The 25,016-nt window shown below is 22.4% G+C and carries 19 protein-coding genes; 9 read left to right on the top strand and 10 right to left on the bottom strand.

The window, feature by feature from the left end:
• Positions 1-33: 33 nt before the first annotated feature.
• The 6 genes from infB (at position 34) to EAO23_RS01175 (ending at position 8,316) form a co-directional block, all read left to right on the top strand.
• Positions 34-2,229, top strand: coding sequence for a translation initiation factor IF-2 (infB, locus tag EAO23_RS01200; RefSeq protein WP_231996014.1), 2,196 nt, complete (start codon positions 34-36; stop codon positions 2,227-2,229).
• Positions 2,230-2,312: 83 nt separating this feature from the next.
• Positions 2,313-2,672 (top strand): 30S ribosome-binding factor RbfA, encoded by a 360-nt coding sequence (gene rbfA, locus EAO23_RS01195; RefSeq protein WP_158349117.1) that lies wholly within the window; start codon positions 2,313-2,315, stop codon positions 2,670-2,672.
• A 36-nt stretch (positions 2,673-2,708) separates the two neighbouring features.
• Positions 2,709-3,644: a tRNA pseudouridine(55) synthase TruB gene (truB, locus tag EAO23_RS01190; protein ID WP_158349116.1), complete on the top strand. Its 936-nt coding sequence runs from the start codon at positions 2,709-2,711 to the stop codon at positions 3,642-3,644.
• Positions 3,645-3,703: 59 nt separating this feature from the next.
• Positions 3,704-3,973: a 30S ribosomal protein S15 gene (gene rpsO / locus EAO23_RS01185; protein WP_158349115.1), complete on the top strand. Its 270-nt coding sequence runs from the start codon at positions 3,704-3,706 to the stop codon at positions 3,971-3,973.
• Positions 3,974-4,183: 210 nt separating this feature from the next.
• The gene (gene pnp / locus EAO23_RS01180) at positions 4,184-6,280 is read left to right on the top strand and encodes a polyribonucleotide nucleotidyltransferase (RefSeq protein WP_158349114.1); all 2,097 of its coding nucleotides are present in this window, start codon (positions 4,184-4,186) and stop codon (positions 6,278-6,280) included.
• Between the two features lie 281 nt (positions 6,281-6,561).
• Positions 6,562-8,316, top strand: coding sequence for a DEAD/DEAH box helicase (locus EAO23_RS01175; protein ID WP_158349113.1), 1,755 nt, complete (start codon positions 6,562-6,564; stop codon positions 8,314-8,316).
• Between the two features lie 59 nt (positions 8,317-8,375).
• Here the strand turns inward: EAO23_RS01175 and EAO23_RS01170 are convergent, their stop codons facing one another.
• Together EAO23_RS01170 and argF are read right to left on the bottom strand one after the other, a co-directional pair.
• A complete protein-coding gene (locus tag EAO23_RS01170; protein WP_158349112.1) occupies positions 8,376-8,762 on the bottom strand; it encodes a Rid family detoxifying hydrolase in 387 nt (128 codons plus the stop codon).
• Positions 8,763-8,865: 103 nt separating this feature from the next.
• Positions 8,866-9,879, bottom strand: coding sequence for an ornithine carbamoyltransferase (argF, locus tag EAO23_RS01165; protein WP_158349111.1), 1,014 nt, complete (start codon positions 9,877-9,879; stop codon positions 8,866-8,868).
• A gap of 627 nt (positions 9,880-10,506) precedes the next feature.
• Here argF and EAO23_RS01160 point away from each other — a divergent pair.
• The 3 genes from EAO23_RS01160 (at position 10,507) to asnS (ending at position 16,169) form a co-directional block, all read left to right on the top strand.
• Positions 10,507-13,365 (top strand): valine--tRNA ligase, encoded by a 2,859-nt coding sequence (locus EAO23_RS01160; protein ID WP_158349110.1) that lies wholly within the window; start codon positions 10,507-10,509, stop codon positions 13,363-13,365.
• A 113-nt stretch (positions 13,366-13,478) separates the two neighbouring features.
• A complete protein-coding gene (locus EAO23_RS01155; protein WP_158349109.1) occupies positions 13,479-14,438 on the top strand; it encodes a rhodanese-related sulfurtransferase in 960 nt (319 codons plus the stop codon).
• A 327-nt stretch (positions 14,439-14,765) separates the two neighbouring features.
• On the top strand, positions 14,766-16,169 hold the full coding sequence (gene asnS, locus EAO23_RS01150; protein ID WP_158349108.1) for an asparagine--tRNA ligase: 1,404 nt from the start codon (positions 14,766-14,768) through the stop codon (positions 16,167-16,169).
• Between the two features lie 370 nt (positions 16,170-16,539).
• Here the strand turns inward: asnS and EAO23_RS01145 are convergent, their stop codons facing one another.
• The 8 genes from EAO23_RS01145 to EAO23_RS01110 all read right to left on the bottom strand — a co-directional run bounded on the left by EAO23_RS01145 (position 16,540) and on the right by EAO23_RS01110 (position 23,933).
• The gene (locus EAO23_RS01145) at positions 16,540-17,334 is read right to left on the bottom strand and encodes a TatD family hydrolase (RefSeq protein ID WP_158349107.1); all 795 of its coding nucleotides are present in this window, start codon (positions 17,332-17,334) and stop codon (positions 16,540-16,542) included.
• A gap of 30 nt (positions 17,335-17,364) precedes the next feature.
• Positions 17,365-18,342 carry a DNA polymerase III subunit delta' C-terminal domain-containing protein gene (locus EAO23_RS01140; RefSeq protein WP_158349106.1) on the bottom strand — a complete coding sequence of 326 codons (978 nt, stop codon included), beginning with the start codon at positions 18,340-18,342 and terminating at the stop codon, positions 17,365-17,367.
• A 4-nt stretch (positions 18,343-18,346) separates the two neighbouring features.
• Positions 18,347-18,595 (bottom strand): phosphopantetheine-binding protein, encoded by a 249-nt coding sequence (locus tag EAO23_RS01135; protein ID WP_158349105.1) that lies wholly within the window; start codon positions 18,593-18,595, stop codon positions 18,347-18,349.
• Positions 18,596-18,663: 68 nt separating this feature from the next.
• Positions 18,664-19,404 carry a 3-oxoacyl-ACP reductase FabG gene (gene fabG, locus EAO23_RS01130; RefSeq protein WP_158349104.1) on the bottom strand — a complete coding sequence of 247 codons (741 nt, stop codon included), beginning with the start codon at positions 19,402-19,404 and terminating at the stop codon, positions 18,664-18,666.
• Positions 19,401-20,339 (bottom strand): ACP S-malonyltransferase, encoded by a 939-nt coding sequence (locus tag EAO23_RS01125; RefSeq protein WP_158349103.1) that lies wholly within the window; start codon positions 20,337-20,339, stop codon positions 19,401-19,403. Before EAO23_RS01125 ends, fabG begins: the two co-directional genes overlap by 4 nt.
• A gap of 176 nt (positions 20,340-20,515) precedes the next feature.
• Complete coding sequence (rpmF, locus tag EAO23_RS01120) at positions 20,516-20,707, bottom strand: 50S ribosomal protein L32 (protein ID WP_158349102.1); 192 nt, start codon at positions 20,705-20,707, stop codon at positions 20,516-20,518.
• A gap of 69 nt (positions 20,708-20,776) precedes the next feature.
• Positions 20,777-21,682 (bottom strand): RluA family pseudouridine synthase, encoded by a 906-nt coding sequence (locus tag EAO23_RS01115; protein ID WP_172575451.1) that lies wholly within the window; start codon positions 21,680-21,682, stop codon positions 20,777-20,779.
• A gap of 1,534 nt (positions 21,683-23,216) precedes the next feature.
• On the bottom strand, positions 23,217-23,933 hold the full coding sequence (locus tag EAO23_RS01110; protein WP_158349100.1) for a hypothetical protein: 717 nt from the start codon (positions 23,931-23,933) through the stop codon (positions 23,217-23,219).
• Between the last annotated feature and the right edge of the window lie 1,083 nt (positions 23,934-25,016).

The raw sequence follows: 25,016 nt of genomic DNA, 5'->3' as shown, positions 1-25,016 counted from the left end.
AATTAAAAACAACATTAAATAAGGATAATAAAATTGTCAAAAAAAGATCAAAAAAAAGTATTGGTAAAGAAAAATAGAAAATCTACAGATTTTAGATCTTTTAATTCTCGTTTTTCTTCTTCAAATAAAAATAAAGATTATATTAACATCTTATTAGAAAAAAAAATAAAAAGTAAAAAGTCTTCTCATCAATTGTTAAATAAAAATAATATATTAAAAAATAAGAAGATAGATGATAATTCTTTAATTAAAGAGGATAAATTAAAAATAAAAAATAATAAAAGTGTTTATCAGATTAACAATAATTCTATAAATCAAAAAAAAATAGTTTTACCTAAAAATATTCGAAAAAATAAAAAAAAAAGTAATTTATTTACATCTTCTAGATTTGATAAATTTATTGGAGGAAGTAGTAATAGAAAATTTAAAGAATATAAAAAAAAGAGTTCTATTTTGCAACAGAAATTTCATAAACCTTTAAAGGCTTTTAGCAAACCAATTATTATACGAAATAAGATTTCTGTTTCAGATTTATCTAATAAAATGGCCGTTAAAAGCTCAAAGGTTATAAAAGAATTACTACTTCTAGGTGTTTCTGTAACTAAAAATCAGATTTTAGATCAAGATACAGCTCAATTAGTAGCTGAAGAAATGGGTCATCAAGTATCGATATGCAGAGATGATGAATTAGAAATTTCTATGATGAAAGATCGTGATTTAGGTGATTCAATAGAAAAAATACGTCCTCCAATAGTTACCATGATGGGTCATGTAGATCACGGAAAAACATCTTTATTAGATTATATTAGATCTACTAAAACAGTAGATCGAGAGAAAGGAGGTATTACACAGCATATTGGGGCATATCATGTAAGAACATCGCAAGGTGTTGTTACTTTTTTAGATACACCGGGGCATGCAGCCTTTACTTCTATGAGAGCCCGTGGAACACGAATAACAGATATTGTTGTTTTGGTAATTGCTGCAGATGATGGAATTATGCCTCAAACCATTGAGGCAATTAAACATGCTCAAAATGCAAAAGTTCCTATTATTGTTGCTATTAATAAAATTGATAAAACAGATGCTAACACAAATAAAATTCAAAAAGAATTATTAAAATATTCAATTATTTCTGAAAATTTTGGAGGAGAAAATATTTTTGTATCAGTTTCAGCAAAAACAGGTTACGGAATTGATAATTTACTATCTTCTATTTTATTACAGTCAGAAATTTTAGAATTAAAATCTGTTTATAATCGTATGGCTTCGGGGGTAGTAATTGAATCTTTTTTAGATTCTAAACGTGGCCCAGTAGCTTCTGTATTAATATATCAGGGAACATTGCGTGTTAATGATGTTGTTATCTGCGGATTAGAGTATGGAAAAATTAAATTACTGAAAGATGAATTCCAGAAAAATATTTTTTTTGTTGAACCTTCAATTCCGGTAGAAATCTTTGGTTTGTCTGGAGTCCCGAAGGCAGGTGACTTATTAAAAGTAGTTCGAAGTGAAAAACAAGCTAAGGAGGTATCGTTATATCGAAAGAAAAAATTTAGAGAAATTCGACTTTTATCTCATAAAAGAGTTCACATAGATGATTTATTTACTCATTTAGAATCAAAAAAAACATCAGAATTAAACATTATTTTGAAAGCTGATGTTCAAGGTTCCTTAGAAGCAATATTAGATGCATTGCGATTAATATCGAATCAAGATATTAAAGTTCATGTTGTTATATCTGGAGTTGGGGCAATTACAGAAACTGATGCATCTTTAAGTATCACTACTTCATCAGTTCTTATAGGATTTAATGTTCGAGCTAATTCTTCTTCAAAAAAGATTATAGAGGAGGAGAATTTAGATATCCGTTATTATTCAATAATATATGATTTAATTAATGATGTCAAATCATTAGTATCTGGTTTAGTTGTTCCGGTAAATAATCATAAAATTATAGGTTTAGCGGAAGTTAGAGATGTTTTTAAATCACCAAAATTTGGATTAATTGCTGGTTGTATGGTAATTGAAGGTGTTATTAAAAAAACTTGCCCCATACGAGTTTTAAGAAATAATATTGTAATCTATGAAGGTGAATTAGAATCATTACGTCGTTTTAAAGAAGATGTAACAGAAGTTCGAAATGGAATAGAATGTGGAATAGGTGTAAAAAATTACACCGATGTTCGTACCGGGGATATCATTGAATTATTTCAAATATTCAAATAGTTAATTAAGATATTAAATTAAACTTTAAAAATTTTTACATGTCCTTAAAATGAGAAGTATATTCATTATTAATAGGAAATATAATGTTAAAGGGTTGTCATCGAGCAGTAAAACTAGAACGGAATTTACATAAAGAAATTGCTATTATTATTCAACAACGTTTAAAAGATCCTCGATTGAATGAATTTATAACAATCTCAGAAGTAAAGTTATCTTTAGATTTAAGTTATGCAAAAATATTTGTTACTTTTTTAAAGGAAAAAAATAAGAAAAAAATTAAACTTATGTTATTCGTTCTTCAACGTTCTTCTAGCTATATTCGTTCTATCTTGAACAAGAATATATATTTACGAATTGTTCCGAAGTTATTTTTTATTCATGACGTATCTTTTTTAAATGGAATTTTTATTTCTAAATTGATTGACAAAAATATGCCAAGTTAATTAATTATTTAAATATATTTTTTTTGGGATTAATAAATGGATTATGTTAAATATTTTAATTTTAATGGAATATTATTATTAGATAAACCAAAAGGTATAACATCTAACTGCGCTTTGCAACAGGTTAAGAGAATTTTTTTTGCTAAAAAAGTAGGTTATACAGGATCTCTAGACCCCTTAGCTACAGGTATGTTACCAATTTTATTTGGAAATGCAACAAAATTTTCTAGATATTTAACTAATTCAATAAAAAAATATCATGTAATTGTTAAATTAGGGGAAACTACTGTAACTGGAGATTTATCTGGAGAGATATTAAAGAAGCGATCAGTGTGTTTAAATATTCATAATGTTAAAAAAATCTTAAAGACTTTTGTTGGAGAAATAAAACAAACTCCGCCAATGTTTTCAGCTTTAAAATATAAAGGAATTCCTTTATATAAATATGCTCGTTTAGGTATATCTGTTCCTAGAAAAAATAGGAATTTAATTATTTATCAGTTAAATTTTATTCAATTAATTGATAATTTTTTAGAATTTACAATTGTATGTTCTAAAGGAACATATATTCGAAGTTTAGTAGACGATGTTGGAAAAAAATTAAAATGTGGAGCTCATGTTATTTACTTATGTCGTTTGCAGGTTGGTTTATATGTTTCATCTCAATTAATTAATTTAACTAAGTTATATTTTATTGAAAATCAAAATATTAACCAAACGCATAGATTTTATCTTTTTAATATGTTGAGTACTTTTTTATTACCTATTAGTTCTTTTTTTTTAGAATATCCAATAGTGAAATTAACGAGTCAAGATGCTGATAATTTTAAAAAAAAATTATGTATCTATCTAGTAAATTGTTTTAAAATTGGTTTAGTACAAGTAACTACAGGTAAAAAAAATATATTTTTAGGAATTGGACGACTTAGTGCTTTAGGATTATTGACTCCGGAGTGCATTTTATTGAGTTGAATTTTATTAACTATTTTAAAAGTTTATTTTTAATAAAATATATGCGTGGAGTATGATTAATGTTAAAAAGCGATATAGTAGTACGAGAGTTAATTTTAAAATATGGAAAAAATTTTAAAAATAGTGGGTATTCATCAGTACAAATTGCTTTATTAACTAGAAAAATAAATTATTTACAAAAACATTTTTCTGAACATAAAGAAGATCACTGCGGGCGAAAGGGTTTATTAAGTATGGTTTCTCGTCGTAGAAAATTATTAGATTACATGAAATCAAGGAAATATAAAAAATATCTTTTATTAATTCATGAGTTAGGTTTACGCCATTAAGTGAATATAAATAATTATTTTATAATAAAAATTTTATTTAATAATTAAATGTGATACTTTTTATCCAGAAAAGAGCTATGTCAGCTCTTTTCTTAATATTTATTTTTATAAATATAAAAAATATTTTTATAAAAATTTTTTATTAGATGATAATGTCATAAAATGTAAATATTTTTTAAAAATTTTTTATTTCTTTTAAGGATATGAATTTTGTTAAAACCAATTATACATAAATTTAAGTATGGTCAACATTCTATTATTTTAGAAACGGGGGTGATTGCTCGACAAGCTACTGCTTCAGTGTTAGCAAAAATGGATGATACTACAGTATTAGTCACTATTGTTAGTGATGAATCAGTTCAAGCCGGACAAAAATTTTTCCCTTTAGTTGTAAATTATCAAGAACGAACTTATGCAGCTGGACGAATACCCGGGGGGTTTTTTCGTCGCGAAGGACGGCCTAGTGAAAATGAAATTTTAGTTTCTCGATTAATTGATAGACCGATACGTCCTTTATTTTCTAAAGATTTTTTAAATGAAGTTCAAATTATCGCAACTGTTATTTCTGTGAATCCTCAAATTAATCCAGACATTATTTCTATTGTTGGCGCGTCAGCTGCTTTATCTTTATCAGGATTACCGTTTTTAGGTCCAATAGGAGCAGCTCGTGTTGGATTATTAGAAAATCAGTATGTTTTAAATCCTTCTACAGAAATTATGAAAAATAGTTCTTTAGATTTAGTTGTTTCAGGAACAAAAGATAATATTTTTATGGTAGAGGCTGAAGCTAATATATTATCAGAAGAAAATATTCTGAATGCTATTTTATTTGGACACGAAAGTCAAAAATCGTTAATTGAGAATATTTTTTTATTTGCTAAAAAAGCAAATAAACTTCCCAATATTTATTCTAATGTATATCAACCAGATTTACAGTTATATGAATTAGTATCCGATAAGATTAGAAAAGATATTGAGAAAGCATATTATATTTTATCTAAAAAGGAAAGATTGATTAAACTTTACGATATTAAACAAAAAACTCTTTCAGAATTACTAAATGATAATAATAATATAAACAGTTCTGCTGTTGAAGAGATTATTTGTTACATAGAGCGTAGTATTGTTAGAAGTCGTATTTTACAAGGTAAGGCAAGAATTGATGGTCGATCAAATTATTCTATTAGACCCATTGATGTTCGGACTGGAGTTTTGCCGCGCGTACATGGTTCAGCTTTGTTTACGCGAGGAGAAACTCAAGCACTTGTGTCAGCTACTTTAGGTACATCGCGAGATGCACAAAATTTAGATGATTTGCTAGGAGATAGAACTGATAATTTTTTATTTCATTATAATTTTCCTCCATACTCTGTAGGAGAAATTGGAATTGTAGGATCCCCTAAACGAAGAGAAATTGGTCATGGAAAATTAGCTAAGCGTAGTTTTTTAGCTGTTATGCCAAAAATCGAAGATTTCCCATATACAATTCGTTTAGTTTCAGAGATAACAGAATCTAATGGTTCTTCTTCTATGGCTTCTGTATGCGGTGCATCTTTAGCATTAATGGATGCAGGTGTTCCAATTAAATCGGCAATTGCAGGGATTGCTATGGGTTTAATTAAAGAACATGATACATATGTAATTTTGTCAGATATTTTAGGAGATGAGGATCATTTAGGCGATATGGATTTTAAAGTTGCAGGAAGTAGGGTCGGCATTACAGCTTTACAAATGGACATTAAGATTTCTGGTATCACTAGTGATATTATTAAATCAGCGTTATATCAAGCAAAATCTGCAAGATTAAAGATTTTAGATATTATGGAAACTACATTACAAATTCCTAGAAGTGACATATCTAAGTTTGCTCCTAGAATCTATACTATGAAAATTAATCCTGAAAAAATAAAAGATGTAATTGGAAAAGGTGGTTCTATTATCCGTACATTAACTGAAGAAACAGGAACTGTAATTGAAATTAAAGATGATGGGGTGGTAAAAATTTCAGCTATAGTTGGTGAAAAAGCTAAACATGCAATGCGTAGAATTAAGGAAATTACTGAAGATATTAAAATTGGAAAAATTTATTTAGGAAAAGTAACACGTATCTTAGACTTTGGAGCTTTTGTCTCTATAGGATGGGGTAAAGAAGGATTAATACATATTTCTCAAATTTCACATAAAAGAGTAGATAAAGTTATTGATCATTTAAAAATTGATCAAACTATTTATGTAAAAGTTTTAGAAGTAGATCGACAAGGACGAATTCGTTTAAGTATGAAAGATATAAGAGTATCAAAAAAATAATAATATAAATATATTTTTATACGAATATTTATGATTGGAAGATACTATCTTATTTAGATTTTTTATTGTATAATAAAATTTTATTCATTAATTTTAAGATATTAATTATTTTAATATAAACTGTTTTTATTAAAATAATTTATTTTGTTTTTTTTTAAAGAAAATTTATATAAATCTAATTTAGCCGGTTTATACTCTTTAATGAAAATAGATAAAAAATTTTCATCATGGGTTGTGTGGTAGACTGGCCATTTTTGAAAAATAAGAGGCTCATACTCTACATGACTCAAATTCATAATTCTTTTTCCGTTTTTGGACTTAATTCTTTTTTACTTCAATCTTTGAAAGAGTTAGGATATATTAAACCTTCTCCTATACAATCTGCTTGTATTCCATCTTTATTATTAGGACAAGATGTATTAGGAATGGCTCAAACAGGTAGCGGAAAAACTGCTGCTTTTGCATTGCCTTTATTAAATAATATTAATATTGCATTGCGGTCTCCTCAAATTCTTGTTCTTGCTCCTACTCGAGAATTAGCTGTTCAGGTAGCCAGAGCATTTTCTGATTTTTCTAAATATCTAATCGGAATAACTGTATTAGCTATTTATGGAGGTCAACGGTATGAAATTCAGTTACAATCTTTAAGGAGAGGTCCTCAGATTATTGTAGGAACCCCGGGTCGTTTATTGGATCACTTAAAAAGAGGGACTCTTAGCTTAATGAATTTACGTAGTTTAGTATTAGATGAAGCTGATGAAATGTTACGAATGGGTTTTATAGAAGATGTAGAAAATATTATGTCAAAAATCCCCAAAAAACATCAAACAGCATTATTTTCAGCTACTATGCCAAATGCTATTTTACGAATATCTAGGCAATTTATGCTAGCTCCAAAGGAGATAAAAATACAGTCTACAGGAATGACAAAACCTGATATACAGCAAAGTTATTGGATAGTTCGCGGTAAAAAAACTGATGCTTTAATTAGATTTTTGGAAGTAGAGGATTTTTCTGCAACAATTATTTTTGTTAGAACAAAAAGTGCAACTTTAGAAGTTTCAGAAGCTTTAGAAAAAAATGGTTATAACAGCGCGGCTTTAAATGGTGATATGAATCAATTATTGCGTGAACAAACTTTAGATCGATTAAAAAACGGAAGATTAGATATTTTAATTGCTACCGATGTTGCTGCTCGGGGGTTAGATGTAGATCGAATTAGTCTTGTAATTAATTATGATATTCCTATGGACGCTGAATCTTATGTTCATCGTATTGGTAGAACGGGGAGAGCTGGGAGAACTGGTCGTGCTTTATTGTTTGTTGAATACCGTGAGCGTAGGTTATTGCAAAATATTGAAAGAACTATTAAACAATCTATCGTAGAAATTGAGTTACCAAAATCAGAGTTATTAATGGAACGTAGATTAAAGAATTTTTCAGAAAAAGTTCAGAAAAACTTAAATAGTCCGGACTTAAATGAATATAAGTTATTATTAAATAAATTAAATTTGAATGATAATTCAAACTTTGAGAATCTCTCAGCAGCTTTATTAAAATTAGCTCAAGGAGAACGACCATTAATTATTCGTCCTGACAAAAGATATCCATCATTATCTTTTAAAAGAAATAATTTATATTCAATTAATTGCAAAAAAAAATACACCTATAAGAAAAATTCTTTTATACGTCGTGGACGTAATAATGATGATCGAAAAAAAATAGAAAATATTTTAGTTTTTCGTATAGATGTTGGTCGAAATGATGGTGTAGAAGTTCGACATATTGTTGGTGCAATTGCTAATGAGGGTGATATCAGTAGTCGATTAATTGGAAATATTAGATTATTTCCTCATTATTCTACTGTAGAATTACCAAAAAATCATTCGAAACGTATATTAATTCGTTTATTACGTACCCGCATCTTAAACAAACCTATTAATATTAAATTATTTACAGATAATAAACTATCATTTGAAAATAGAATTTACAAAACACATTTGAAGAGAAATAATTATAAAAAAAATAAAATTTAATATTACCTTATGATTAAGAAGTTTTGTAACTTTATGCCACTGAGTGGCATATAAATATTTTATTCGACAGATAGTGATGCTACTGCTTCTATTTCAATTGCTACGTTTTTTGGTAATTGTGATACACCGATGCAAGATCTTGCTGGATACCTGATATTATTTTTTTTAAAAAATTTTTTATAGGATAAATTAATTTCATTTAATTTATCCATTTTAGTAGTAAAAATAGTTATTTTGACAATATTTTTTAATTTTAGTTTGTTTTTTTTTAATAAAATATAAATATTTTCTAATATCAATGTAGTTTGTTCATTAACGCCTTGTGGTATTATACCTGTTGTTGCATTTACTGGAATTTGTCCAGAAAGAAAAAATAAATTATCTGTTTTTATAATCGGGGAATATGGTCCAAATAATTTTCTGACAGTATTTTTTTTTTTAAACATAAGATATATTTTCCTTTTTTTTGAATATTTATAATTTTTTGTATATTAAATATTCTTATTTTTAATAAATTATTGAAATAATTAGAATGTATTTTTTTTAGTTTTAAAAAAATTTTTTTTTTGATAAACATGATACTAGTAAGGCTTTTAGTGTATGCATCTTATTTTCAGATTGCTGTAATATTATAGATTTATTAGAATAAAATATATCATCTGTAATTTCTAATCCATTTTTTAAATTAAATTGATTATGGATCTTTAATCCTATAGTAGATTTTTTATCATGTAATGCTGGTAAGCAATGTAATACTTTTACATTTGGATTATTGGTCATTTCAAGCATAGTCTTATTAACCTGGTAGGGGAATAATTCTTTTATTTTTTTTTTCCACTCAATTTTTTTTTCGCCCATCGAGATCCATACATCTGTATAAATAAAATCGACATTTTTTATTCCTTTTTTAATATCATCGGTATATAAAATATTTTTTTTTGTATTTAATTTTTCAGTTCTTGTAAAGATAATATTTTTTTTAGGCCAACATGATTTTGGAGCTACGATATTAAGTTTTAAATTTAATATAAACGCTGCCTCTAACAATGAGTTAGCGATATTATTTTGAGCATCACCAACATATGCACATTTAATCTTATTTAACGGAGTATTAGGATGAATTTCACTCATTGTAAATAGGTCTGATAGAATTTGAGTAGGATGGAATATATCTGTTAATCCATTCCATACAGGAATATTAGAATATTTTTGTAAGTTTTCAAGAATTTTCTGACAAAATCCTCTATATAATATTCCATTATAAATTTTTCCTAAAACGGCTGCTGAATCATGAACAGATTCTTTATATCCTAAATGTGTGTCGTTTGGTCCTAAATAAGTAGTTTTTGCTCCTTGATCATGTGCAGCTATTTCAAATGAACATCGAGTTCTTGTTGACGGTTTTTCAAAAATTAATACTATATTTTTCCCCTTTAGATATTTTTTTTCGGATTTACAATTTTTCATTTGTTTGAAAAATTTTGATAATTTAATTAAATATTGAATTTCTTTATGGTTGAAATTAAATAACCGTAAACAATTTTTTTGATATAATGTTTGCATTGAATCCTCTAAAATATGTAAAAATTTTATAAAAGATGTTAGTTTAATAAAAATAAAATATTTAAATTAATGGTTTTTTTTTAAGATGTTATCTAATAATTATTTTGATTTTTATTCTTGAAATATTATAATATTTAATTAAATTTTAAAAAATATTATATATTAATATATATTAAAAAACACTTTAACAATTATTATATATAATAAAATTATTTTAATTTATATGGTTTTAAAAAAAATAGATAAATCTTAAAATTTGACTAATGATTTTTTTAAAGATTGAACTATTTTTTCAATAAAAATAATATTATAATTTTTTTAAAAATAAGAATTTTTTAATATATTTTGTATATAAATTTTAGATGTTTTGTAATTTTGTAATTAAATATATAATTTAATAATAAATTATATATATTATGAGATATTTAGTATAAATATTAGTATTATTAATATTTGTAATTTTATTATCTTTATTACATTTAATATATCATTATTTCTTATGATATTGATATAGTAATATACGATATAAAAATATTTATTAAAAAAATATTTTTTTTTATTGTTTTTTTTAATTTTAAATATAACTATTCATTTTTTATGAATCAATACATGTGAATAAATAATAATATGGAAAAAAATTATAATTTTAAAGTTATTGAAAAGATAATACATAGGAATTTAGAAAAAAATAAATTTTTTTTTAATCAAAATGATTATTTAAATAGAGAAAATTTTTGTATTATGGTCCCTCCTCCAAATATTACTGGATATTTACATATGGGTCATGCTTTTCAACAAACTATTATGGATGTTATAATACGATATAACAGTATGATTGGAAAAAATACATTATTGCAGATGGGGACAGATCATGCAGGGATTGCAACTCAGATGGTAGTAGAGCGTTATTTATTTAATAAAGAGGGTAAGATTAAAAATGAATATACTCGAAAAGAGTTTATAAAAAAAATTTTTAGTTGGAAAAAACAATCTGAATCTATTATGTTTAATCAAATTAAAAAATTAGGTCATTTAATTGATTGGAAATCAGTTCGCTTTACTTTAGATTCTGAATTTTCTATAGCTGTCAATAGAGTTTTTATCTCTTTATATAAAGAAGGATTAGTTTATAGACGTAAAAAGCTAGTTCATTGGGATCCTAAGTTACAAACTGTAATATCTGATTTAGAAGTAGATAATAGAATTTGTAAACAAACTATGTGGTATATAAAATACTTGATTCTAAATAATAATAACCACATTTTTAATAAAAAATATTTAGTAGTAGCGACTACTAGACCTGAAACTTTATTAGGAGATACAGCATTAGCTGTTCATCCATCTGATAATAGATATACTAAATATATTGGCTCATTTGTTAAAGTTCCTTTAATTAACCGAGTTATCCCTATTATTAGTGATTCTTCTATAGATATATCTAAAGGAACTGGTTGTGTTAAAATAACACCAGCGCATGATTTTAATGATTATGCAATTGGCTTACGTCATAAATTATTAATGATTAATATTTTTACAAAAGATGGAAAAATATTAAATAAATTAAATATTTTTAATTATAACGGTAAAATAATAAAAACAATTGATAACAGAGTCCCGGAAAATTTAAAAAACCAAGATCGTTTTGTTGCAAGAAAAAAAATTTTATTTTTTTTAAAAAAAAATAATTATTTAAAAAAATTTATTTCATATAAAATTAGAGTACCTTACGGTGATAGAAGTGGTGTAGTATTAGAGCCTATGTTAACAAATCAGTGGTATCTGAGTATGAAGCAGTTATCTATATTAGCAATAAAAGCTGTTAAAACAGAAAAAATAGTCTTTGTACCTAAACAATATAAAAATATGTATTTATCGTGGATGAATAATATTCAGGACTGGTGTATTTCACGTCAATTATGGTGGGGGCACAGAATCCCTGTGTGGTATGATTCACAAAATAATGTTTATGTCGGAGAGAATGAAAAATTAATTCGAAAAGAATATGTCTTATCACAGGATATTATTTTGTATCGAGACCCAGATGTTTTAGATACTTGGTTTTCTTCAAGTTTATGGACTTTTGCTGGTTTAGGATGGCCTAAGAATACTAAAAAGATCAGTATTTTTCATCCAACTGATGTATTAGTTTGTGGTTTTGACATTATTTTTTTTTGGATTTCTCGAATGATTATGATGACAATGCATATTATAAAAGACAAACATGGAAGTCCTCAAATCCCTTTTAAAACCGTTTATGTAACTGGATTAATAAGAGATGAAGAAGGGAAAAAAATGTCAAAATCGCATGGAAATGTTTTAGACCCCCTAGACATGATTCATGGAATTAGCTTATCTAAATTGATAAAAAAAAGAACTAAAAATTTAATAAATTCAAATATGATAGATTTTATTACATCAAATACTATAAAAAGCTTTCCAAAAGGTATCTCTGCTCATAGCACTGATGCTTTAAGATATACTTTTTTATCGTTAGCATCAACTAGTAGGAATATTCACTGGGACATGAATCGTTTACAGGGATATCAAAATTTTTGTAATAAAATTTGGCATGCTAGTTGTTTTATAATAAAGCATATAAAAAAAAATAATATGAAACAGGTTTTTTTTAATTCATTTTTATTAAATGAATGGATTTTACTAGAATTAAATAATATTATTAAAAAATATCATCATTATTTTCATTTGTTTAGATTTGATAGTATCTCACAATTATTATATCAATTTGTATGGAATAAATTTTGTGATCAATATTTAGAGATAATTAAACCTATCTTAAAGAATGGTTCAGATTATGAAAAAAAGGTTATTAAAAACACATTGCTATATCTGATTAAAACTATTTTGATCTTACTTCATCCTATTATGCCATTTATTACTACATATTTATGGGATATTTTTCAAAAAAAAAATCAAACTCAATTAAATTCTATAATACTTTTAAATCCTATTCCTAAATATAATGTATATTTCAATAATATTAATATTATTAAATTTATGAATTGGTTTCAAAAAATGATTTTAGTATTTCGGAATATTAGATCAGATTTTAAAGTAAAACATACTAAATTACTAAAAGTATATTTAAAAAATCTTTCTTATAAAATTAGGATATTTTTACAAGAAAATTATTCTTTATTAAAAAAAGTAGCATATTTAAAATTTATGATTGAAATTCAGGAATTTAAAATCCCTTCTCCTTATATTATTCGTATTATTGATAATATTGAAATATTTATTTTAGTTGATTCATTTTTAGATGTTAATTTAGAATTACAGCGTTTAAATAAAAAAATTATTTTATTAAAAAACCAAATCAATAATATAAAAAATTTATTATTAAATAAAAATTTCTTAGTTGGAGCTCCTTCGCATGTGATTAAAGAAAAAAAATTTTTGTTAAAAGACAATATTCGTTTTTTAAAAAAAATAAATAATCAAAAAACAGTATTATTGAAAAAAATTTAATCTAATTATTTATTTTTTCTTAATATATTAAGATCTTTTTAAATTATTTATTTTTTGAACATAGTCGTTTATATTTTTAATATTTTATTTCAAATAAAGATGAGTTTTATTACATGTTTAAAAAAAATCAATTAGTTTTTAAAAAATATTTAAATAATTTTTGTGAAGACATACATTGTAAAAAACGTGTTATTTTATCTTTTTACAAATATTTTTTAATTATTAATCCTGAAAATTTATTTAATTTTCTTCAATTTCACTTAAAAAATAAAAATGTTTTAGGTCGTATTTATATTTCTAAAGAAGGGATTAATGCTGTTATTAGTATTCCATTCATATTATATAATTACTTTAAACGTTTTTTTAGAAATTTATATTCTAAAACTAGAAAAATGTATATTAATTATTTTTTTGAGAATAAAAAAATAGCGTTTTGGGATTTACGTATAAAGATTAAAAATCAACTTGTATCCAGTAAAATAATAAATTTTAATTTTTATCCTAATAATTGTGGAATTTATTTAAATGCAAGTTTAGTAAACAAATATCTTTTTAATAAAAATTTTATTTTTGTTGATATGCGAAATTCTTATGAATATGAAATCGGACATTTTTCTAATTCCTTATCTATACCATCAAAAACCTTCCGAGAACAACTAAAAAAATTACCTTATTACTTAAATTCTTATAGAGACAAAAATATTGTTTTATATTGTACCGGGGGGATACGTTGTGAAAAGTCAACAGCTTTATTAAAATATTATGGTTTTTCTAAAATATATCATATATATGGAGGAATTTTAAGTTATATTCAGCAGGTCAAGCAAAATAACTTACCAAATTATTTTAAAGGAAAAATTTTTGTTTTTGATTCTCGTTTATTTAAAAAAATTACTAACGATATTTTATCTAAATGTATTACTTGTAAAAAAAATACAAATCGGTCGCATATTAATTGCTTTAATAATTTTTGTCATCGTTTATTTATTCAATGTAAAAAATGCTCTATAAAATTAAATTCTTGTTGTTCTGTAGAATGTAGACGTATTCTTTATAAAAAGATATATTTATAGATTACTAGAAGAAATTTTTTATTTTATATATCTTTAAGTAGATTTTTTGTTGATAGTTTTTTAAAATTTTATTAAATTAGTACATATAAAAAATTTTTATCAAATAATGCAATTATTTAATGAAACATCTTGAATTATCGATATTTTCATGATATTTCATGAATATGATACAATTTATCTTTTATATGAATTTTTAATTACCAATATAGTGAATATAGATTAAATAAAATGTTATTCAAATTAACTCTTAATTTACGAATAAGTAGGTGTGCATATTTTATATATTGTTGTTAAAAACATTAATCTGTAATATTACTGGAAATTATTATGAAAATAATGTCTATATTAGAAATTTATTCTACAAATAACTGTTTACATAAGTTAGTAGTAATAAGTGGATGGATTCGAAGTAAAAGAGTATCTAAAATTGGAATATCATTTTTAACTGTTTATGATGGTTCTTCTATTCATTCTATTCAAGTTATTGCTTGTAAATCCTTATTAAATTACTTTACTGAAGTTTTAAAATTAACAACAGGTTGTTCTGTTATAGTAACAGGTTATTTACAATTATCTAGAGGATTATTACAAGTATATGAAATTAAATCTTGTAATATTCAAGTTATAGGGTGGGTTAATCATCCGGAATTATACCCTATGTCAGCAAAAAGACATACTGTTGAATATATTAGAAATTTTTGTCATTTAAGGCCCCGTACTAACTTGATTGGAGTAGTAACTCGTATTAGAAATATGGTCTTTCAAGCTTTAAATAAATTTTTAAATAATTATGGTTATTTTTGGGTTTCTACACCTATTATTACAAGTATTGATGCTGAAGGTGCCGGTTCTGTATTTAAAGTATCATTATTAGATTCGAATAGTAATTGTAAAATACAGACTAGATCTGAAATAAATAAGAAACTAAATTTTTTTGGAAAAGAAGTTTTTTTGACAGTATCGGGGCAATTAACTTTAGAGGCTTATGCTTGTTCATTATCTAAAGTATATTCTCTTGGTCCTACTTTTAGAGCTGAAAATTCGAATACAAAAAAACATTTAACAGAATTTTGGATGCTGGAGGTAGAGAGATCTTTTACAAATATAGACAAGATTTCTCAATTTTCAGAAAAATTATTAAAATATACAGTAAGTTATGTATTGGATCATTGTATTTCTGATTTAGTTTTTTTACAAAAAATAATTGATCCTAATATTTTTAACAGGTTAAATGATTTCTTAAATATAAAGTTTATTAATATTGAATACAGTGATGTTATTAATATTTTAAAAAAAAATAATATCAATAATAATTCTGTTATTTCTTGGGGTGATGATTTATTATCTATTCAAGAAAAATATTTGACAGATAATTATTTTAAATCTACAGTTATTATTAGAAATTATCCTAAATCTTTAAAAGCATTTTATATGAGAGTTAATGATGATAATCGAACAGTATCTGCATTTGATATTTTAGTCCCTAGAATTGGTGAAATTATTGGCGGATCTGAGAGGGAAGAAAGATTAGATTTTTTAGAAAATAGAATGAATGAAATTGGATTAAACAGTAATAATTATTCTTGGTATAAAGATTTAAGGAAATATGGGACTGTCCCCCATTCTGGTTTTGGATTAGGTTTAGAAAGATTAGTATTATTTATTACAGGAATTAAGAATATTAGAGAATCTATTCCTTTTCCTAGAACAGTAGGGAGTGCAGATTTTTAAAAAAATATTTCTATAAACAGATTTTTGAAAATAATATATATCAATATATATATTTTAAAAGTGCATATATCGTATATTATACATATATTTAATATTGGAAATTATAAAGATTATAAAATAACAACTTAATAAAAATGTTTTATAAAATTTAATGAAAATTTTTATTTTTTATTGAATAGAAATAATTTTTATATGCGTACAAAGATAAGATAAAATTTTTTAATATTTTATTTTCAGTAAAAAAAGATCAAATTCAAGATATTTTTATATAACAAAATATTTTTTATATTTAAATATAATTTATTAATTTTTATATATAAATATATTTTTTATTTTTATATACGTTAATAATCTAATTTAAATTATTCAATTAAACTGTCAAATTATTATTTATATTAAATAGTTTATAAAAATTTTTTTTTAATATATTAGATAATTCACTAAAATTTTTTTTAGTACATTTTTGAATAGTTTTAGCTATATAATATAAAAATGCTGGTTGGTTTCTCTCTCCTCTATGTGGCTCTGGAGACAGATAAGGTGAATCTGTTTCTATTAATAACCTATCTAGTGGTATGTATTTTACAATTTCTCTTAATTCGAATGATTTTTTAAATGTAATAATCCCAGAAAAAGAAATATAAAAACCAAAATTAAGGAATTTTCTTGCTAATTCAATATTTCCAGTAAATGAATGTATGACTCCAGGAGAATTCAGAAGATAACTTTTATTATCATCGAATATCTTAATAATATCTTTTTCAGAACATCTGTTATGAATAATTAGTGGTTTTTTTGATTGATAGGCGATGTAGATGTGTTTCTTTAATAATTCTATTTGAATTTCCTTTTTTTGTTTTGATTTATAAAAATCTAGTCCAGTTTCTCCAATAGCTATAACTTTTTTTTGATGAGATAATATTTTTAAATTTTTAATGTCACTAGAATTATGTGAATAACTTGGGTGTAATCCACATGATAAAAAAATATTTTCATATGGATCAGTTAGTTTAGATAAATCCATAAAATCTTGGATAGAGGTTGAAACAGATAAAAATTTTTTAACATTTTTAGAGTATGCTTTTTTTAAAATTGTATCTATTGAAATACTTTTTTTAGAATTACATAAATTATTTATATGGCAGTGTGTATCAATTAAAAACATATTTTTATCCTGATTACTTGTTTTTGAATATTATTTTTTAAAAATATCAACCCATAACAAAAATTGTTCCGTAAAAATTAATTTTTTATCTACTTTATATGAGTTAGATAATAAATATTTACATTTTATCCAAGATAATAAGTTTTTATTTAATACTTGTAATTTATTAACTTGAGTAATTTTTTTAATTAAATATACTTGATCTAAATTTTTAATTCTACATTTTTTTGAAATACTATAATTGATAGTATCAAGTAATAGATAACAAATCCATTTAATTACTTTTTGTTCATTATAATTATATATTTTTTGTAAAAAATTAATTTTTTTATGATCAAAAATATATTGATTTATTGCTTTCATTAACAGATTTCTTTCTTGAAAGATTTTTTTTTTAAAAAATTTATATGCAGCAATAGGGGCGTTTCGATTAATCCTTAAAGCTGTTACTATTTGAACTAACGAATATATTTTAATTTTATTATTTAACCATAGTATATTATTTTTTTCCTTAGGTGTATTAATATAATAAATATTTGATCTACTTTTTATTGTAGGATGAATTTGCATTATATTGGTGGTATGTAAAAAAAAAAATGTATTATTAGGTGGTTCCTCAAGTGTTTTTAATAAAGCATTATTTGCTTCATTAGTAATTTTATTGATATTAGAAAACCAAATTATTTTAGATCCCCCTTGTTGAGAAGTATAGTTGATATTATGTATCATTTGCCTGATAACATTAATGCCAATTTTTTTAGTTTTATTATAAAATATATAAAAATCAGGATGATTTTTTTTTTTTATTAATTGACATGATAAGCATTCATTACAGCTTTTATAATGTTTTTTTTTATAACATAATATCCATTTAGAAATTTTATAAATTAATTGTGAAATTCCAATACCTTTACATGCTTGAATTAAAATTATTGGATGTAACTTATATTTACAATACTTTTCGATAATCTCTATATATTGAGATTTTAACCAAGGATAATGTTTCATTATATTACCGTTTATTTTTTTTTATTTCGCTTTTAACACATGAAGCAAGATCGTATATATTCTTTATTTTTTCTGATTCTATATTAAATAATTCAATATTAAATTTTTCTTCTAGCAACATGATTAATTCTACAAAATCTAATGAATCTAATTTCAAATCTTCCTTTAATTCACTTTTTAATGAAATTTTTTTATTGCTTATTTTAAATTTTTTTTTAATTATTTTTTTTATATAATTAATAATGTCATTCATATTATAATTTCCACAGTATTAACTAATAGTAATTGAACTATATTTTTATAAATTATTAAAAAATATTTTTATATATCAAAATTTATATATGCCCCCCCATTTACATGAATATTTTGTCCTGTAATGTAAGATGATTTTTTTGAAGATAAAAAAGAGACAATGTGAGCTATATCTTTTGGTTTACCTATATACCCCATAGGTATTTTTTTTAAAATTTCCTTTTTGTGACGAGATAAAAAATTTTTTGTCATATTGGTTTTAATATAACCCGGTGATACTATATTTACAGTGATACCTTTAGTTGCCACCTCTAATGCTAGTGATTTTGAAAAACCAATTAAACCAGCTTTAGATGCCGAGTAATTTGTTTGTCCTTTTTGCCCTAAGTTACCAGATAACGATCCGATGATAATGATTCGTCCATATCTTTTTTTTATCATATAAGGTATTATGATTTTTGTTATGTAAAATATAGAAGATAAGTTGATATTAATTACATTATTCCATTCAGATTCTTTCATAGTTATTAATAAATTATCATATATTATTCCTGCATTATAAACAAATATATCAATAATTTTAAATTTATTAATTGTTTCTTTAATTTTATTTTTAGTATCAATAATATTTTTTAAATCGAGTATAATTCCTGTACCATTTTTTTTAAAATTTTTTTGTATTTCTTTTTTTCCTTTTTTAGTAGTGGTAGTTCCTATAACATATCTTCCTGATTTTATTAATTCTGTTGAAATGTTTTTTCCTATTCCTTTACTAGACCCAGTTACTAATGCAATTTTTTTATTTTTCATAGTTTTTTTATCGTCTCTCTAGTTAGTGACAGCGATTTTTTATGACAAGTAGAATAGAATAAAATTTTTTTATTTTTTGGATTTAAATTAGTTAATATTTCTCCAGGTCCAGATTCAATAATAATATCTATTCCAGAAGACATTATTTTTTTTATACTATTATGCCATTGTACTGTAGTATATAATTGTTTTAATAAAGAAGAATAGATTTTTTTTGGGGAACTAATAATATTAGCATTATGATTGCTGATTATTAAACTTTTTCCAGGAACTATTTTTATTTTCTTTAAGTAATAAGAAAATTTTTTTTTATAATGTTTAATTAATGGGCAATGTGGTGAAATTAACATTGGTAGTTTAATGACACGTGCAGACATTTGTTTTTTAAAAATTTGTCCAGTAGTATAAACTAAAGAATAATGTCCAGTAATAACAACTTGTGTGTTTGAATTAATTATCGAAATAAATACTTTTTTTTTATTAGAAACGAATTTACAAAATTTATCTATAATTCGATAGTTTAATCCAATAATAATTAAATTTAATATACGAGTATCTTTTACTGCCATTAACATAATATCATGGCGTATTTTAATAATTTTTAGCGCATCTGTAAATAATATATTTTTATTACAAACTAAGGCTGAATATTGTCCTAAACTATGTCCAGCCATAATTTTAGGAGTAAAATCAGATTCCTGAATTAACAATTTATATATTGCAATAGATGAAGTAAATATTAATAAATATAAATTATTATAATAATAAATAGAATTTTTTTTATTTTTTAAAAAACTTTCATATATATTGTAGTTTAATATACATGATGCTTCTTCAAATGTTTTTTGTACTAAATTATATTTTTTAAAATATAATTTTAAGAATTTCATATTATGAAATCCAAATCCTGGAAAAATCACTGCACATTTTTTCATAAAAAATTACCTATTTTAATTCTATATACTATTTTATATAGTATATAGACAATATTTTTTATTCTTTTTATGTGTTATTTGATAATAAGTTATTATGTATAGATATATTTATTTTAAAAATATTTTTTATTTGATAAATATTTTTATGCATAAAATTTTTTATGATTGTTATATATTTATTTTTTTTTAGATAACACATAAAATAAAGATGTTTTTTTACCTTTATAGTATCCTGTTTCTGTTATATGATGACGAAAATGTATTTCTTTTGAGATTTTATCTATAGACATTTTTCTTAATTGTAAATGATCATGAGATCGTCTCATCCCTCTCCTGGAGCGACTAGGTTTACTTTTTTGTACAGCCATTTTTTTTCCTATAATAATTAAAATTTATTTTTTATTGGTCGAAAATTATATATAGATATATTGTTTATTTTAATAAATATTTTTTTTAAAATATTTTAAACAATTTTTAAACTTCTTATCTAATGGAGCGATTATGCAAATTTTGATATTATTTTTTGGATGAAGAAAGGATATTTTGTGTGCATGGAGTAATAATCTATAGTTTTTTTTAATGATTAGGTTATTTTTTAATGTTTCTTCCCCATATCTTGAATCAAATATTATTGGATGTCCAAATTGTGATGTATGTACTCTAATTTGATGTGTTCGCCCAGTAATAGGCTGAATAGATAGTAGGGTAGTGTTTTTAAAATATTTTTTGACTGTAAAAAGAGTTTTAGCTGGTTTCCCGTTTTTATGAACACATACTTTTTTTTTTTGGTTATGGTTATTTTTTTTTAATAAGGGTAATGTTATGGCTGTATTTTTTTTTGACCAATATCCTTTAACTACTGCTATATATTCTTTATATATATTTTTTTTACGTAAATTTTCATGCATTTTTTTTAGAATAGAGCGTTTTTTTGCAAGTATAAGTATACCAGAAGTTTCCTTATCAATACGATGAACTAATTCTAGTGATAGTAGATCTTTTCTAATATTACGAAATATTTCTATTACGCCAAAACTAACTCCACTGCCTCCATGTACAGCGAGCCCACAAGGTTTATTGAAAATAATAAAATATTTATCTTCAAATAAAATATTTTTTAAAAATAAATTAATAGTAGATTTTTTTAAATAGATTTTTTTTTTTTTTAAATTAATAGTTATTGAATATATAGTTATATAATCGTTAGTTTTTAATTTATAGCTTGGTAGTATTTTTTTTTTATTGATTTTAATTTTTCCGACTCTTAAACTTCGATATATTAAATCTTTTGGTAAACTTTTAAATCTTTTAAATAAAAAATTATCTATTCTTTGTTCAGACATGTGTTTTTCAATTAAAATTGAATGATTTTTAGAATTTATTATATTTATATATTTTTCTTTTGTATAAAAATTTTAATGTTATATATTTAATTATATATGATATTTTTCTTTTGTATATTTTTTTTAAATAATATATTTAAATTTTAATATATTTTTATTTTATTTTTAATAAATACATTTTTGTTAATTATATCAAACAAAATTTTATTTATGATTTTTTATGGATTAATATTTTTGATTAAATCGTTTAAAGTTAATATAAGTTATTTTTTAATATGTTTTATTGATTAATTCGTAATATTAAAAATATAAAATAATCACTTTTTTTTTATAAATGAAAAAAAGGAAATTATTTTAAAGTTTTTTTTATAAAAATTTTTAATGATTATATAAATTGTTATAATTATTTTTTATTCTTTTTCCGTTAAAATAGAATCATTATTGAATAATGATAGATTTTTTATCTATATTTTTTCTAATAGTTATTAGAAAATTTTTAATATTTTTAATTTCTTATATTTTGATAGAATGGTTGTTTTTTTATTTTTATCTAGTATAATAAAATGTTGGAATAATTTTTAACTATTATTTATAGTTAGATTTTTTCTTTTAGAAAGAGTTTTATTAGAGAGAGAGCATTATTAAATAATTAATATATGAATACGTTTTATCGATATTTATTGTTTGTTTTTTTAATGTTTAGTAATAAATTATATTTTATGTATTTAGAATTTTAACAGTTTAAAAAATTTATTAAAAATGAATTTATTTTTGGGAATGTATAAAAAATAGTTAAAAACTAATATCAATATATTATATGTTGATATATAACATAATTTTGAATTTTTTATTATGAATAAAAAGTTTTCATGATCTTTTAGTATTGATTTTTTACAATCAATATTATAATAACTGTTGATTTATAAAAAGATAAAATAATTATTAAATTCTCGGTTTTTGTTATGTATTTTATTATGTGTTTAATATATATTTTTTTTAAAAGAAAAATTTTAATATATCGATGATAACATAATTTTTTATTTAAACGACATTTCGAAATACTTTCGATATGTTTTTTCGTTAAATAATATGATTATATTATCACCAATTTCGTATTTTTTAGTTAGTAAATCATTATGAATAATTTTTATTTTTTAGATTAACAAATATACAGTTGAATTTTTTAAAAATAGTTCATTTGATGAAATATCTTTATAAGATTAATTCTTTATATAAAATAAAGGTTATAAATATATTTATAAAAATATTTTTATATTTTTGAATAAAGAACTCTATCATTCAATATTATATATTTGATGATGATTAATATATACAATCATTTAAATTAAAAAATAATATTTTATAAATAAAAAAAATAATTTTACTATTTTTTTTGAAATACAAGTGATATTGATAACAAATTGTTAATGTAACATCTTTTAAGTAAAAATATTTTTTATAGAAACTGGTGCAATCTAGTTTCTATATTTTTTACTTAAAAGTTTTATTTTAATTTTTTTAAAAATTATTAATACTAATTATTTTCCGGTATTAATTTCATATCAGATTCAAGTGTTCTAACTACATTTAGTTTTTTAATTAGTTTTTCAGTTTCTTTTTCATTTTTTTCTATAATTTTTTGATTAGATAAAAATCTTGTTTCTAATTCTATTTCATTTTTTTTATATTTTTCAAATCCTGAGTCATTTAAATCACAAACTTTGCTATTATAACGTTCAACAATGTCATTGTTACTTAATGAAATAAATTTTAATTGCCCCAAAGATATTGGTTTTTTATTTTGTTTATTATGTTTTTCTTTTATTACAACTATCCCACCTAATTTAACAAAAATTTTTTTATTTTCTGGTACTTTAATTGGTTGATCTTGAATATTCAATAATACATAATTATTTATTGATACTTCATGATTTTCATTGACATCAATATTTCCTTCACGTAAAAATGCTTCATTCCCTTGTTCATCTAAAATAGAGAACCAACCAGTTTCTTTTTCATCATTTTTTATAGAAGATGGATTTTGTATTTTTGGTTTTTTAACATGTATTGAATCTAAAGTAACATCTTGTTTATTTATTATTTTTCCATATTCGGGATGAATTTTTATTTTGTAAATAAATTGCTTTTCAAAATTATTTTTTACCTGATCTTCTTTTTTCTTGTTTCTGATTTGACAATTGATTAGATATTTATTGTTAGATTCCATGAAAGGATTTATGATTTTGCCCATATATTACTCCGTATGATTTATCGAGATATAAATTTTTATTGTTAATATTTTAAATATTTGAAATTTTTTTATTTTTCAGTACATATCAAAATTTTATTAGATTTAATATTTAAATAATTTTAATAAACTTAATATTATATTTAATATTTTTTGAGATATATACTTTGTTTTATATTTTATATATTTGATATATTAATTTATCTACAATTTTTTGTGATGGCAATATCATTTTTAATATATTATCTTAATTATGTTGATAATACTACATATATTTTAAAAATCAATTTTATTAAGCATATTTTATATAAATTTTAAAATATTTATATTAAATTTTTATTTTTAGAGATTATATTTATAATAAATAATTTATATTATATATAATTAATGATTTTTAAAATATTTATTAGACCAAGCTATTTTTAATTGTCTAAATAATATAATGTTTTATTTAAATTAATAAAAAAATTTTTATATTATGATTAATGTATTGTATAATTATTACTATAAAAGAAAATATAATACATTTTTATATATATATTTTAATATGAATTTATGTAATATTAATTATTGAAAATAATTAATTATTTTATAAAAATAATTAATTATTTTATTAAAAAAATATTTTTAAGTATTTTATATATAAATTGTATTATTTATATCTTTTATTATTTTGTGTATATATAATTTATATATATATTTATACAATTTAATAAAAACTTTCTAGTTTTTAGAAATTTTTATAATTTTAATTGTTATTGATTTTTTTTAAACAGATACATTTATAATTTTATACTTTTATTCGTCTTTATTTGATTCTAGTGTGATATCTTAGTTATACTATCTTGATATAATATTCATTATAGTTTTTATAAGAGTCTTAAAAAAATTAATATATATTTATTATTTAATTTCAGTTAAATGATAATTGTATATGAATTAAAGAATTTTCATTTTGAGTGATTAAATTGTTATTGATTCAATATGAAGTGATTTTTAGTTTTACTTTTTTATGACAGTTATTTTTTATGTTAATATTTTTCTATTTTTTATTTATTATATAAATGTTTAATATATTTGAAAAAG

The sequence above is a fragment of the Buchnera aphidicola (Cinara strobi) genome, from assembly GCF_900560745.1.
In the GTDB taxonomy this organism is placed as follows: domain Bacteria; phylum Pseudomonadota; class Gammaproteobacteria; order Enterobacterales; family Enterobacteriaceae; genus Buchnera_F; species Buchnera_F aphidicola_AJ.
This window is presented reverse-complemented; position numbering and strand designations above follow the sequence as displayed.